The following is a 14,415-nucleotide window of genomic DNA, read 5'->3' on the forward strand; positions in this document are numbered from 1 at the left end:
GCTCGGCGACAGGCTCCTCCTCGGCGATCTCCTCAACCATCTCAGGCTCGGCGACGGGCTCCTCCTCGGCGACAGGCTCCTCCTCGGCGGTCTCCTCAACCATCTCAGGCTCGGCGACAGGCTCCTCCTCGGCGATCTCCTCAACCATCTCAGGCTCGGCGACGGGCTCCTCCTCGGCGACGGACTCCTCCTCGGCGGTCTCCTCAACCATCTCAGGCTCGGCGACAGGCTCCTCCTCCAGCTCCGGCTCGTCGGGCTCCTCCTCCAGCTCCGGCCCGGCCTCCATCACCTCGTCCACCGCCGCCTCGATCTCGGCCTCCAGCATCTCTTCCGCCAGCTCCGGCTCGACGCGCTCCTCCAGCTCCGGCTCAACGCGCTCCTCGACCAGCTCCGGCTCGTCGGGCTCCTCCTCCAGCTCCGGCCCGGCCTCCATCACCTCGTCCACCGCCGCCTCGATCTCGGCCTCCAGCGCCTCGTCCAGATTCAGCGCCTCGTCCGTGGCCGACTCCTCCTCCTCCTCGAAATCACCACCCGCCTCGAAGTCCGGATCCACCTCCAGATCCTCCACCGGCGCCGCGGATCCCTCGGCCTCGGCACCGAACTCCTCGTCCGATTCAAACGCCTCGTCCAGATCCGACTCCCCTTCATGAGGATGCGGATGGTCATGGTGGTCGTGACCGTGCGCCTCCTCTCCGTCGGACGCCTCGCCGGCATCCGGATCGTCGGCATGATCCATGAACGACAGCGCCACCTCCATGCCGGACAGATCCAGGGGCTCCTCGTCATCCAGATCCATCGGCACCCCATCCATCTCCGGCACCTCGGGTTCAGCCGTCTCTTCCAGCTTCATGTCACCTCCCATCGCCAAACCCTCGCGCGCCAGGGCACTCTCGTCCAACACCGATTCCAGCTCCACCTCGGCGGGTTCGGTTCCGGGGAGCGCGGGTCCAGGCTCCGGACCTGCTTCGCCCGCCTCCATCAGCAACCCCTCGTCATCCCCATCCAGCAGATCCTCCAGCGAGGCGAGAATCTCCTCCATCGAGGGACCGGAATGATCCTCCGGAGCGTGCGACGTATCCGTTCCCAGGAAGGTGCCCCCAAAGGGGCCTTCGGCCTCATCCGACTGGGAGTCTTTCTTTTTGTTCTTTTTTCCAGACATCGCCTTCACTCCGCCTCATCGCTTCTTTGCGGGCGAATCACCATCCGAGCGTCACGCGCACCGAATCGAACATCACCCGGAAGACATTGCCGCGTTCCACCGCGTTGCCCGCCACCAGATCCCGGGTGAACAGCTCCTTGCCACCCGCCTTCACCACCACGGCGCCGATTTTCTGACCCGGCTGGATCGGGGCCACCAACGGCTCGTCGTAGGAGACCCCCACCTCCACCGAACCCCGCTCCTTGCGCGGCACGGTCACCACCAACGGTTCGTCGACGATCCCTTCCACCTCCCGTTCGGTCCCCTTCCACACCCGCAACTTGCGCACCGTCGCCTTGGCGTCGAAGAACTTGACCGTTTCGAACATCCTGTTCCCGTAATGGATCAGGCGCAAGGCATCGTCCTCGCGGATCTTGCGGGTTGTCGCGCCCATCACCACCGCCACCAGACGTTGCCCCTCCTTGTCGCTGGTAGCCACCAGGCAGTAGCCGGCCTCGCGGGTGTGACCGGTTTTCAGACCGGTGACGATCGGATCGCGCCACAGGAGATTGTTGCGGTTGTGTTGGCGTATACCGTTGAAGGTGAACTGTTTTTCCTGGGAATAGTGGCTGTATTGCGGGAACTTGCGCATCAGGGAGACCGCCAGCGTGAACAGATCCCGCGCCGAGGTGTAGTGTTCGGGATCCGGCAGACCGGTGGCATTGGTGAAATGGGTGTTGGTCAACCCCAGCTCCACCGCCTTGGCATTCATCTTGGCGACGAAGGCGCTCTCGGAACCGCTCAGGTGTTCGGCCATCACCACGCAGGCATCGTTGCCGCTCTGGATGGCAATGCCGCGGATCAGATCCTCCACCTTCACCTTGTCGCCCACCTTGACGAAGGTCTTGGAGCCGCCGGTACGCCAGGCGTTTTCGCTCACCAGCAGTTCGGCGTCGAGTTTCACCGTGCCGGCGGCCAGGGCCTCGTAGATCAGATAGAGGGTCATCACCTTGGTCAGGGAGGCCGGTGGCAGGCGTGTATCCACATCCTGGGCATGGATGACCCGTCCGGAGTCGATGTCTCCCAACAGGCCCGCCGTGCCGCGCACCTTGGGGGGGGCCTCGTCCGCGGCCAACGCCACGCCGACCAGCAACGGCATCAGCAACAGCATGACCACCCACGAAATGGCACGATGGGGACCCATCCCCCACCCGCGCAACCCCGATGCGGATGTTTCACGGTCAAATTGAAGCTCAATTCTCATGGCGACCACGGTTGGCGACTCACACGGTTGTTACGGTTGTTCATGGAATTCTCACCCCGGTTCATCCTCAATCCCGGATGATCACGGCCTCGCCGATCTCCAACTTGCGGATGGCGCGCTCCACCCGTTCGGCCTGCTCGACGGTGGCGAACGGTCCCAACCGCACCCGATACATGATGCGCGCGCCGATGGAGCTTTTGATGATTTTGGGCTTGCCGATATTGCGCAAGCGCCGCTCCACCTCCTGGGCATTCTCGTAGCGTCCGAAGGAGCCGACCTGAATGTAGTGATCCTTGCCACCGCCCCCCTCTTTCCACGGGGTGTCATGCACGGTTTCGCGGCGGGGCATGGGCGAAGGCGGGGCATCCGGACGCTTGCGCGGGATCTCCGCCGGTTCGGCCCTGGCCAGCATGCCCAGGGCCTCGACGCGCACCCGCGCCAAACCCTTCTGGGCATAGCCGAGCTGTTCGGCGGCGGCGAAGGAGAGGTCGATCAGGCGGTTGTCGATGAACGGACCTCGATCGTTGACCCTAAGCTCCATGGAGCGGCCATTGTCCAGGTTGGTCACCCGCACCATCATGGGCAGGGGCAGGACCGTATGGGCGGCGGAAGGTTTGAACATGTCGAACCGTTCGCCATTGGCGGTGGGTCGGTCGTGGAACTCGCGACCGTACCACGACGCCACCCCCTCCTCGACGTAGCCGGCGGCCTCCTGCTCGGTGAGGGGGTAGTAGGTCTTGCCGAACACCTCGTAGGGCTTGGAGGTCCCTTTTTTGATCGTGGTCGATTTTTTCGGCTGGGATTCAACCTCCGGGGTCTCCGGAAAGCGCCCGCAGGCCGCAGGCAGCAGCAACAGAATCAGCAGCCAAACCCTCAGCCCCAAGAAACCTCGTTTCCGCATGCTCTCTCCATCCGGCGCAACTCACGGGCGAACTCACATACCACCATGGCGAACCGGTTGGATCGATTCCAGCGTGTGATCACCCAAAAATTCATGAAGGTCATATAATAACGAGGTCCATCCCGTTCTTCCAGGACAATAAGCGCCAAACCCTCCTCCGGCGCGGGTTCCCGTTCGTGGACGGGCCAGGTGATGCCGGCTTCGCGCCACTCGCGCCAGGGGCGACGGGAGGCCGCGGAGGGCGACACCAGGGGGTCCAGTTCCGGACGGGCGGGGATCTCCTGGACCAGGGGGGCCTCCGGGCACCAGCCGTGGTTGAAGAGAAACGAGGCGATGGAGGCCAACGAATCGGTCAGGTCGCCCACCACGTCGCGGCGGCCATCCTGGTTGAAATCCACGGCATGGCGGCGCAGACTGCTCGGCATCATCTGCACCTGGCCCATGGCCCCCGCATAGGAGCCCTTGGGCTTGCGCGGATCCCACCCCTCTTCGCGACAGAGCAGCAGAAACGCGCGCAACTCCCCCTGAAAATACTCCGCGCGGCGTGGATAGCGGGTGGAGAGGGTATACAGGGTGCGCAGCACGTTGAAGCGGCCCTGATTGTTGCCGAAATCGCTCTCCAGCCCCCACAGGGCGACCACGAACTCCGGCGGCACCCGGTAGAAGGCCTCCACCTCGGCCAGAAGGGAGCCGTGGCGGTTCAGCAAACGCCGGCCAATGTCGATGCGCCGCCAGTTGAGCACCATGGCGCGGTATTTGAAATAGGGCTTGGCCTCGGCCTGGTGATCCATCAGATGGAGCACCTTGGTATCCGGATCCAGGGGGGTCAGCAGCCTTTCCAGCCACTCCGGATCGAAACCATCCTGCTCGATCCAGGGCACAAGCCACGGATGACGGCTCAACCAGGCCTCCGTCGCCTCCGCCTCGCGGCTCCACCACGCCCACGACCCCAGGGCCAGAACGCCCATTCCACCCAATCCGCGCAGCAGCGCGCGCCGTCCGGCATCCGGAGTTTGCGACGCGCGCGCGATCCCTTGCTCTCGGCCCGGACCGGGTGCATGCTGGATTCGCTGGGCTCTTCTTGGCATGGTTTCGTTCATCACGCGGACAGTCAGGATCCCTTTTTTTTCCATGGAAGCAGCACCCGAAGGGCCACGGATGAGGGGCAAGGGGGACTCCCCCCATCATGGATGTTGATGCATGATACAAAATTCGCCACCAATAAAAACCGTTTTTCATGCGTTCGACCCATGAAAAGCTTCCTTTCCGATGCAACCCGCGTGCGTCTGCGGCATCTGTTGCCCCTTTTGGCCGGTCAGGAGCGGGCTTTGGCCATCGGATTCCTGCTCCTGGTGGCCACCAACGCCAGTGCGGCGGCCATCCCCTATCTGATGAAACTGGCCACCGAAGATCTGATGAACCGTACCCCCCTCGATCTCCACCTGATCGCCCTGGTGGGGGTGGCCCTGGCCAACGCCTTTTTCCGCGTCCATTCGCGCACGCGCATTTTCGGCATCGGTCGCGACGTGGAGTTCGCCCTGCGCGCCCGCTACCACGCCAAGCTGCTCTCGTTGGACCTCCCCTTTCTGGAACGGGAGCGTACCGGAGACCTGGCGGCCCGCGCCGCTGCGGATGTCAGCGCGGTGCGCATGTTCGTGGGTCCTGGTTTCTTGCAGATCTCCAACGTCATCATGGCCTATGCGGCCACCCTGCCGGTGATGCTCGGCCTGGATCCGGTGCTCACCATCCTCACCCTGGCTCCGATCCCGATCGTCATGGGGGTATCGCGTCTGCTCACCCGGCGCATGTACCGCCTGAGCCGCGTGGTGGCGGATCGTTTCGGCGCCCTCTCCGGCTTCATCCAGGAGAGCATCTCCGGCATCGCCGCCATCCACGCCCACGCCCGCGAGGCCGACTGGAACCACCGTTTCGCCGCCGAAACCGACGAACTCTCTTCAGCCGCCCTGCGCCACGCCAAATTGCAGAGCTTGTTTGGTCCCATGGTGCTGCTGGCCGGGGCCACGGGCGGATTCATCATCCTGGCCCACGGCGGCGGACAGGTGGCCGCGGGCGTGTTGACCATGGGGGATTTCGTCGCCTTTTCCGGCTATCTGGCCATGCTGATCTGGCCCACGGTCGGTTTCGGCTGGATTTTGACCGTCATGCAACGGGGCCTGGCCGCCCTCGACCGCATCAGCGGCGTACTGGACGCCCAACCCTTTCTCGATCCGAAAATCGCCGACGCCCCTCCCGGCTCCACCCGCTGGCAGGGAACCATCCGGATCCGGGATCTCGATTTCGCCTTCAAACCCGGCACGCCGGTCTTGCACGGCATCTCGATGGAGATCCCGGCGGGCGGGCTGACCGGCCTGGCCGGTCGGGTCGGCTGCGGCAAGTCGGCGTTGTTGCAGCTCCTTGCCCGGCTCTACCCGGCGCCAGCGGGACAGGTGTTCCTCGATGACCAGGATCTGGCGACCATCCCGGAGGCGGAACTGCGTCGCGAGTTGGCCATGGTGCCGCAGGAGAGCTTTCTGTTTTCGGCCCCGCTGCTGGAAAACCTGCTCCTGGATCGGGAGGATCCGGATCGGACGCGCGCCGGACGGGCGCTGGAACTGGCCGCCCTGACGGATGAGACGACCCGCTTTCCCAAGGGGATCGACACCCTGATCGGCGAGCGGGGCATCACCCTCTCCGGCGGCCAGCGGCAACGCGCCTCTTTAGCCCGCGCCCTGGTCGGCGATCCGGCGATCCTGCTCTTGGATGATGTGTTTTCCCATGTGGACGCCCGCACCGAGGAGCGGATCCTGGATGCCATCCGCGCCGAAAGCCGGCAACGCACCGTGGTTCTGGTCTGCCATCGGGTCGCCGCCCTGAAACGGGCCGATCGGATCTTTCTGCTGGATCATGGTCGGATCGTGGCCAGCGGCGATCATGCCACGTTGCTTGCCACCTCGCCCCTCTATCGGGATCTGCACGACACCATGAGCCGCGCCGAGGCTCTGGAGGCCCTCTCCGAATGATGTGCGAAGGCGTGACTTTAATTGTTGAAAAAAAAGCGCGTCTGGGAGATTCCTCTCCCAGGGTTCTGATTTTGACTTTCAGCGCGCTCTTCACAAAGAAGCATTTTTCGCGATTTTCACCGCAGCACTCGGGGCGCGACTGCGGGGTATACCGGGAAGGTCCGGAATTTGTTCGCATGTTCAAGGACAAATATAACTATTTACCGTGGAACTCCCGTAAGGGAGGGCCACGGTTGGGGGGTGAGGGGGTTCTCCCCCCATCATGCCAGTTACTGGTAATCCTCGATCATCATGGCAGTGGCTGCAATCATGCCGTTGATCGCTGTCAGCAGGAACTCCAGTCACGCCTGGATGGCATTTCATGGTCGAATCACTCGTGTTGCATCGTGGTTGCGCCCGAAGTTGAAGCGTGGATATGGCATGGTCAAAGTTCAATTTGTACGTTTTTTGGTATTCAGGAAAGTCGATATAATGATCTGATACAAACATTTGGTGAAAGGCACATGATGAGAGATGGTTCTGTCAAGTCAAAACTTCCAAGAGAACTACTCGATTATTTTTGCTATATATTAGAAAAAAAAGGACATTTACTGCCGCGAGAGTATTCCAAAATCGCGCAACGGGCCAGCTTGACCGACTGGCAGAACTCTCCCAGCTTCAACGCCCTGGTCACGCAACTTCGCACTTGGTTTCCCCAGCCATGATGCCCGCAGTCCAGGCCGATACCGAAGAGACCCGCTACGGCGCCTTTTGGGATGCCCGGTTGATGGCCCGTTTCTTGAGCTACGCCACCCCGCACCGCGGCTGGCTTATGCTGGCCATGCTCATGCCGCCCATCGGCGCCCTCTCGCAACTGGCCCAGCCGCTGGTGATTCAAATGGCCGTCGATCGCCACCTGGTCACCGGCGACATGGAGGGGTTTGGCGGACTGCTCGCCCTGCTCGCCGGACTGGGGGTGCTCCAGTTCGTCAGCGGCTATCTGCAATCGACCATCAACGCCAGGCTCGGTCAGCGGGTGATCAGCGATCTGCGTCGTGAACTTTTCGCCCATCTGATCACCCTGGATGCCGCCTACTTCGCCAAAAACCCCAGCGGGGCGCTCACCAACCGCATCGCCAACGATGCCGAGGCGATCAGCCAGATGGTCAGCGCCGGGTTGATCAACCTGATCGGCGACATCCTGCTTTTGATCGCCATCGCGATCGGCATGGTGGTCCTGTCGCCGCGCCTGTCGCTGGTGGTGCTTTTGATGATGCCGGTGGTGATCGGCGTGGCGTTTCGCGTCACCCAGCGGATGCGCATGATCCAGCGTCACGGCACCCTCCTGATGGCCCGCATGACCGCAAGGCTCACCGAGGAGAACGAAGGACGCGACGTGGTGCGGTTGTTTCATCAACAAAAGGCGGCCACGGAGCGGTTCGGCGCCTTGAACCGCGAACATCGCGCCAACGCCGACAAGAGCAATCTTCTGGAGGCTTTTCAGTTCAGCTTCGTCGAGACCGCCTCCACGGTGGTGGTGGCCGTTCTTTTCTGGCATGGCGCTGGCCTGATGACCACGGGTGAAATCACGATCGGGGTGTTGACCGCCTTCATCGACGCGGTGAGGCGTCTGTTTTTCCCGATCCGCGACCTGGCCGGCAAGTTCACCACCATGCAGTCGGCGATGAGCGCCCTGGAACGGGTGTTCGCGCTGCTCGACACGCAACCCGCCATCGTCGATCCCCCCGAGGCGCACGACCAGACCCTGCCCACCCGCCCGATGGGGGCGATCCGGATGGCCGGGGTATCGTTCGCCTATGGTGAGGAGACGATCCTCTCCAACATCGATCTGGAGATCGCCCCCGGCGAGCGGATCGCCATCGTCGGCCCGACCGGCGCCGGCAAGAGCACCCTGATCAAGCTGATCAACCGTACCATCGAGGCCCAATCCGGGCAGGTGACCCTCGACGGCATCCCGGTCGGACGGATCCCGCTGGCCATCCTGCGCCAGTGGGCCGGGGTGGCGCGCCAGGAGACCTTCTTGTTTTCCGGCACCATCGCCGAGAACATCGGCCTGTTCGACCCGCGCATCGATCGGGCCCGCATCGAACGGGCCGCCGAGGAGTCCGGGGCCATGGCCTTCATTCGGCAGTTGCCGGATGGCCTGGATGCCCGTCTCACCGAGCGCGGAAGCAACCTCTCCGCCGGACAGCGGCAGCTGTTGGGCATGACCCGCATCCTGGCCCTGGACCCGCCGATCCTGATCCTGGACGAGGCCACCAGCTCCGTGGACGCGGTGAGCGAACGTCTGATCCAGGCGGCCCTCGAGCGGATCATGACCGGACGCACGGCGGTGATCATCGCCCATCGACTCTCCACCATCCGCCATGTGGACCGGATCGTCGTGCTCGCCAAGGGGCGGATCATCGAGTCCGGCAGCCACGAAGCGCTGCTGGCCCACGGCGGCCTGTTCGCCCAGTTGCACGCCTTGCAGTTCCAGGACCCCTCCCCCACGATCGCTGACCCGGTTGCATGAAATATCCCTTGACGAGCTTTGATCAATTTTTTATTATTTTCTAATATTTGTGCATACGCGAAAGAGATAAGCATCTTCTTGCTCGAAAAAAATGCACTTATCTTCCGGGAATCCGTTGACAAATTTGCAGGCTTCAAGGCAACATAACCGGCAATTTGTCTTTGGGAATCGATTCTGGCACCCGACTGCACAGGCTGCGCCCTTGAAACTCGTCATCGCCACCCGCAACCGCAAGAAAATGGAAGAGATTCGCCGGATTCTGGCTCTTCCGGAGAACGGCCCGTTCTCCCTTGACGACTTTCCCGGTTGCCCCGAAGTGATCGAAGACGGTTTGACCTTCACCGAAAACGCCGACAAAAAAGCCCTCGCCGTGGCCCGCTTCACCGGTCTGCCCGCCCTGGCCGACGACTCCGGCCTGGTGGTCGATGGCCTGGACGGCGCGCCGGGCGTTTTCTCTGCCCGCTACGCCGGCGACGGGGCCTCCGATGCCCAGAACGTCGCGAAACTCCTCGACGAACTGGCCGCACGGCCCCAGGCGCCCCGCTCTGCCCGCTTCGAATGCGTGCTCTCCCTGGCCGATCCGAACGGCAGAACCGCCCACTTCACCGGCACCGTCGAAGGCCGCATCGCCGACCAGACCATGGGTCACAACGGCTTCGGCTACGACCCGATCTTCATCCCCCTCGGACACGACCTCACCTTCGCGCTCATGCCCGCCGCCGACAAGGATGCCATGAGCCACCGGGGACGCGCCCTGGCGGCGCTGGCCAAGAATATTCATAATTTTTTTGATCCAAATAATAATCTTGTTCAATAACCGAATCGTTACCATCCTACTCGTCCAGGAGACTCGATCAACATGTCAAAACTCGTCCCCCCTCACGGCGGTGGTGAACTCAAACCCCTCATGCTCGCCGGCGACGCCCTCAAGCAGGCCAAGGCGCGCGCCAAGGATCTGGATCAGATCAAGATGAGTTCGCGGGAAGCCTGCGACCTGATCATGCTGGGCATCGGCGCCTTCACCCCCCTCGATGGCTTCATGGGCCATGAGGACTGGAAGGGTGTCTGCGAGAACATGCGCCTCACCTCCGGGGTGTTCTGGCCGATTCCGGTCACCCTTTCCACCACCCACGGCCAGGCCAACAACCTCAAGATCGGTCAGGAAGTCGCCCTGGTGGACGAAGAGTCCGGCGAGATCGGCGGCATCCTCACCATCACCGAAAAATACACCATCGACAAGGGTCTGGAGTGCCGTTCGGTGTTCGGCACCGAAGACAAGGAGCACCCTGGCGTGCTCAAGGTGATGGAGCAGCCGGAAGTGAACATCGCCGGTCCGGTGGTGGTGCTTTCCGAGGGTGAGTTCCCGATCAAGTACGGCAACATCTACATGCGTCCCTCCCAGACCCGCGAGCTGTTCGAGGAGAAGGGATGGAGCCAGGTGGCCGCCTTCCAGACCCGCAACCCGATGCACCGCTCCCATGAGTTTCTGGCCAAGATCGCGGTCGAGACCATGGACGGCGTGTTGATCCATCAGATCCTGGGCAAGCTCAAGGCCGGCGACATCCCGGCGGAGGTGCGCGCCGAGGCCATCGACACCCTGATCGACAACTACTTCGTGAAGGATACGGTCATCCAGGCCGGCTACCCCATGGAGATGCGCTATGCCGGTCCGCGCGAGGCGCTGCTGCACGCGGTGTTCCGTCAAAACTACGGATGCAGCCACCTGATCGTCGGTCGCGACCATGCCGGCGTGGGCGACTACTACGGCCCGTTCGATGCCCAGCACATCTTCGACAAGGTTTCCGAAACCGATCTGCGCACCCGTCCGCTCAAGATCGACTGGACCTTCTACTGCTACAAGTGCCAGGGCATGGCCTCGCTGAAAACCTGCCCGCACGGCAAGGATGATCGTCTGTTGCTCTCGGGCACCAAATTGCGCAAAATGCTCTCCGAGGGCGAGCAACCGCCCGCCGAATTCAGCCGCCCCGAGGTGGTCAAGATCCTCCAGGCCTATTACGCCTCCCTCAACGAGGGCGAAAAGGTCGAGGTCAAGCTGCACAAAGCGGCCACCGGTTGATCTTTAACCGTCGTGACTGTATTATCGAAAGCTGTACCACTGGAGAGACCAGGGAGCGTCCCCCCAGCGGGAAATAGGTACCGAATGGACGGGGAGGTCCCGTCGGAGTCAACTGTTTTTAGTTTTGTCATCAACAAGTCTTAGGAGAACATCATCCATGCCAAGTTTCGTCATTCAATCCAAGTGCGACGGCTGCAAGGGTCAGGACAAAACCGCCTGCATGTACATCTGCCCCAATGACCTCATGAAGCTCGACAAGCAGCGGATGAAGGGGTTCAACCAAGAGCCGGATCAGTGCTGGGAGTGCTATTCCTGCGTCAAGATCTGCCCGCAGCAGGCCATCGAAGTGCGTGCCTATGCCGACATCGTTCCGATGGGTGGCGCGGTCATCCCGCTGCGTGGTTCCGACTCCATCATGTGGACGATCCAGTTCCGCAACGGCAACGTCAAGCGGTTCAAGTTCCCGATCCGCACCACCGCCGAGGGTTCGATCGACCCCTATGCCGGCAAGCCGACCGCGGATCTCTCCAAGCTGAACGATCCCGGCTTCTTCAATCTGGCCGCCTCCGACCTGCCCAAGGTCGGCGCGTAAGCTGGCCGGATTTTGAGTCATCGCATTCGAGAACCTAAATATCGATCCTTCAGAGAGGAGATTGTTTGACATGGGAAGCTTTGGTAATCCCGATATCGAGACCGTTGACACCGACATCCTCATCATCGGTGGTGGCATGGCCGCCTGCGGCGCGGCCTACGAAGTGATTCGCTGGGCTCCTCCCGGCACCCGTATCCGTCTGGTTGACAAGGCCTCCATGGAGCGTTCCGGCGCCGTGGCCCAGGGTCTGTCGGCCATCAACACCTATCTGGGTGGCCAGGATCCGGCGGACTATGCCCGCATGGTGGCCAACGACCTGATGGGTGTCACCCGCGATGACCTGTGCTGCGATGTGGGTCGTCACGTGGACAACTCGGTCGATCTGTTCGAGGAGTGGGGTCTGCCGATCTGGAAGCAGCCGGGCGACGAGGAGAAATCCCTCAAGGACGGCGGCAAGCCGGTCCGTTCCGGCAAGTGGCAGATCATGATCAACGGCGAAAGCTACAAAACCATCGTGGCCGAAGCCGCGAAGAAAGCCCTGGGTATGGAAAACATCCAGGAGCGCATCTTCATCGTCAAGCTGCTGTTGGACGCGAAGGAAGAGAATCGCATCGCCGGCGCGGTGGGTTTTTCCAATCGCGAGGACAAGATCTACGTCTACACCGCCAAGGCGATCCTGTTGGTGGCTGGTGGCGCGGTGAACGTGTTCCGTCCCCGTTCCGTGGCCGAGGGCATGGGCCGCACCTGGTATCCGGTTTGGAACGCGGGTTCCACCTATGCCATGGCGATCCAGTCCGGCGCCGAGCTGACCATGATGGAGAACCGTTTCGTGCCGGCCCGCTTCAAGGACGGTTACGGCCCGGTGGGTGCCTGGTTCCTGCTCTTCAAGGCCAAGGCCACCAACGGTCGCGGTGAAGTCTACATGGACACCAACAAGGAGATGTTGAAGGACTATCCTCCTTATGGTCTCGCCAAGATCCCGGCCACCTGCCTGCGCAACCATCTCATGATGAAGGAGATGCGCGAGGGTCGTGGTCCGATCATGATGCGTACCGACATCGCGTTGCAGGCTCTGGCCGCCTCCTACGAGGAAGAGTTCGGTCCCAAGGAAGCCAAGAAGAAGATCAAGCATCTGGAAGCCGAGGCGTGGGAAGATTTTCTCGACATGTGCATCGGTCAGGCCGGTGTGTGGGCTGGCGAGAACATCGAGCCGGAGATCACCCCCTCCGAGCTGATGCCGACCGAGCCTTACTTCCTGGGTTCGCACTCCGGCTGCTGCGGCATCTGGACCACGGGTCCGTCCGACCTGGCTCCGCCGGAGTGGCAGTGGGGCGATCAGCCGCCGAAGCCGGGTGAGGATCCGGTTCCGGGGCAGAAGAACTACAACCGCATGACCACGGTCAAGGGTTTGTTCACGGCTGGTGACGGCGTGGGCGCTTCGGGTCACAAGTTCTCCTCCGGTTCCCATGCCGAGGGTCGCATCGCGATCAAGTCGGTGTTGCAGTGGGTGTTGGATCACAAGGACTATGTTCCGACCCTGGACAAGGGTGCCAACGAGCTGGCCGAGGAGATCTACAAGCCGGTTCGCACCTACATGGAGCACAAGGACTACAGCACGGCGGAGGAGGTCAATCCTCACTACATCACCCCGCGCATGTTGCAGGCCCGTTTGCAGAAGATCATGGACGAGTATGTGGCTGGCGTGGGCACCATGTACACGACCAACTGCACCATGATGGAGATCGCGGTCAAGAAGTTGACCGAGCTGAAGAAGGACTCCGAGAAGATGATGGCCCGCGACCTGCACGAGCTGATGCGCGCCTGGGAGAACTATCACCGTATCTTCGCGGGTGAGGCCCATCTGCGTCACATGTTGTTCCGCAAGGAGACCCGTTATCCGGGCTTCTACTACAACATGGACTACAACTTCGTGGACGAAGAGAACTGGAAGTGCTTCGTGAACAGCACCATCAACCCGAAGACGGGTGAGTGGTCGGTGTTCAAGCGCGCCCACAAGGATCTGGTCGCGAAGTAAGTTTGGTTGAATGGATGGAAAGAGGGGCGCGGTCCGAAGGGATCGCGCCCTTTTTTTGGGGCTGGCTGGGGGAACGGGGGCCGAAGGAAGGTGGGCTGGCTGGTTCCAACCGTTGCGGGGGAACGGGGGCCGAAGGTGGGCTGGCTGGTTCCAACCGTTGCGGGGGAACGGGGGCCGAAGGTGGGCTGGCTGGTTCCAACCGTTGCGGGGAAACGGGGGCCGAAGGTGGGCTGGCTGGTTCCAACCGTTGCGGGGGAACGGGGGCCGAAGGTCCCCGGCGGGGGGTGGGGCAGCGCCCCACGACTTTTCCTTTTCGACTTTGACTTTCGATTCCTACTCTCTACAGACCCATCAATTAAACTTGTTTTGCGCGCTCTTCAAAAAAGCGTTTTTTCGCGTCTTTTGCGAAAAAACGCTGCGCGCTGCCTTGGTTACCCGTGACGTTTTGCTCTTTTGCAAAACGTCACGGGTAACCCTTGCCTCAAGCGGGCCGCCGAAGGCGGCTATTGGGAGATCGGATCAAGCGGCAGAGGGCCGGAGCGATTCAGCCATGCGAATCGCCCCCTCGGTCGCCCTGACGGGCAACCGAGGGGGCACTTAAGACGGCGCGCGCTTGCGCGATTTTTCGCAAAAGGCGCGAAAAATCGCTTATCGTGAAAAGCGCGCGAAAGTCAAAAGCAAAAGCAAAAGCCAACGTCAAAAGCCAACGTCAAAAGCCAACGTCAAAAGCCACCACCATAAAGTCAAAAGACAAACCTCAGGGCTTCGCCCCGAACCCCACCAGGGGCCATTGGCCCCTGGACCCCGCCAGTTTGGAGCCAGATCCCACCGCCACCTGTGAACCCCGCCAGTTTGGAGCCAGATCCCACCGCC

10 protein-coding genes and 1 pseudogene are annotated in these 14,415 nt (G+C 62.0%); 7 read left to right on the forward strand and 4 right to left on the reverse strand.

Annotated elements, in window-relative coordinates:
- From ACV4UY_RS15555 to ACV4UY_RS15570, 4 genes and pseudogenes are all read right to left on the reverse strand, one after another.
- Positions 1 to 1,159, reverse strand: a pseudogene (locus ACV4UY_RS15555) (hypothetical protein); the annotation flags it as partial.
- 37 nt (positions 1,160 to 1,196) lie between these two features.
- Complete coding sequence (locus ACV4UY_RS15560) at positions 1,197 to 2,342, reverse strand: D-alanyl-D-alanine carboxypeptidase family protein (protein ID WP_491608485.1); 1,146 nt, start codon at positions 2,340 to 2,342, stop codon at positions 1,197 to 1,199.
- Positions 2,343 to 2,469: 127 nt separating this feature from the next.
- Positions 2,470 to 3,303: a septal ring lytic transglycosylase RlpA family protein gene (locus ACV4UY_RS15565; RefSeq protein WP_491608486.1), complete on the reverse strand. Its 834-nt coding sequence runs from the start codon at positions 3,301 to 3,303 to the stop codon at positions 2,470 to 2,472.
- Entirely contained in the window at positions 3,276 to 4,271 is a 996-nt protein-coding gene (locus tag ACV4UY_RS15570; protein ID WP_491608487.1) for a lytic murein transglycosylase, read from the reverse strand. Before ACV4UY_RS15570 ends, ACV4UY_RS15565 begins: the two co-directional genes overlap by 28 nt.
- Positions 4,272 to 4,553: 282 nt before the next feature.
- Here ACV4UY_RS15570 and ACV4UY_RS15575 point away from each other — a divergent pair, with 282 nt between their 5' ends.
- From ACV4UY_RS15575 to aprA, 7 genes are all read left to right on the forward strand, one after another.
- On the forward strand, positions 4,554 to 6,323 hold the full coding sequence (locus tag ACV4UY_RS15575) for an ABC transporter ATP-binding protein (RefSeq protein ID WP_491608488.1): 1,770 nt from the start codon (positions 4,554 to 4,556) through the stop codon (positions 6,321 to 6,323).
- On the forward strand, positions 6,320 to 7,027 hold the full coding sequence (locus ACV4UY_RS15580) for a hypothetical protein (protein WP_491608489.1): 708 nt from the start codon (positions 6,320 to 6,322) through the stop codon (positions 7,025 to 7,027). The genes ACV4UY_RS15575 and ACV4UY_RS15580 overlap by 4 nt, the downstream gene beginning before the upstream one ends.
- Complete coding sequence (locus ACV4UY_RS15585; RefSeq protein WP_491608490.1) at positions 7,024 to 8,838, forward strand: ABC transporter ATP-binding protein; 1,815 nt, start codon at positions 7,024 to 7,026, stop codon at positions 8,836 to 8,838. Before ACV4UY_RS15580 ends, ACV4UY_RS15585 begins: the two co-directional genes overlap by 4 nt.
- 202 nt (positions 8,839 to 9,040) lie before the next feature.
- A complete protein-coding gene (rdgB, locus tag ACV4UY_RS15590; protein WP_491608491.1) occupies positions 9,041 to 9,655 on the forward strand; it encodes an RdgB/HAM1 family non-canonical purine NTP pyrophosphatase in 615 nt (204 codons plus the stop codon).
- A gap of 42 nt (positions 9,656 to 9,697) precedes the next feature.
- Positions 9,698 to 10,915: a sulfate adenylyltransferase gene (gene sat, locus ACV4UY_RS15595; RefSeq protein WP_491608492.1), complete on the forward strand. Its 1,218-nt coding sequence runs from the start codon at positions 9,698 to 9,700 to the stop codon at positions 10,913 to 10,915.
- 157 nt (positions 10,916 to 11,072) lie between these two features.
- Positions 11,073 to 11,507: an adenylyl-sulfate reductase subunit beta gene (aprB, locus tag ACV4UY_RS15600; RefSeq protein WP_420906314.1), complete on the forward strand. Its 435-nt coding sequence runs from the start codon at positions 11,073 to 11,075 to the stop codon at positions 11,505 to 11,507.
- Between the two features lie 70 nt (positions 11,508 to 11,577).
- On the forward strand, positions 11,578 to 13,542 hold the full coding sequence (gene aprA, locus ACV4UY_RS15605) for an adenylyl-sulfate reductase subunit alpha (protein WP_420906313.1): 1,965 nt from the start codon (positions 11,578 to 11,580) through the stop codon (positions 13,540 to 13,542).
- Positions 13,543 to 14,415 lie beyond the last annotated feature (873 nt).

The sequence above is a fragment of the Candidatus Magnetaquiglobus sp. genome (assembly GCF_058402785.1).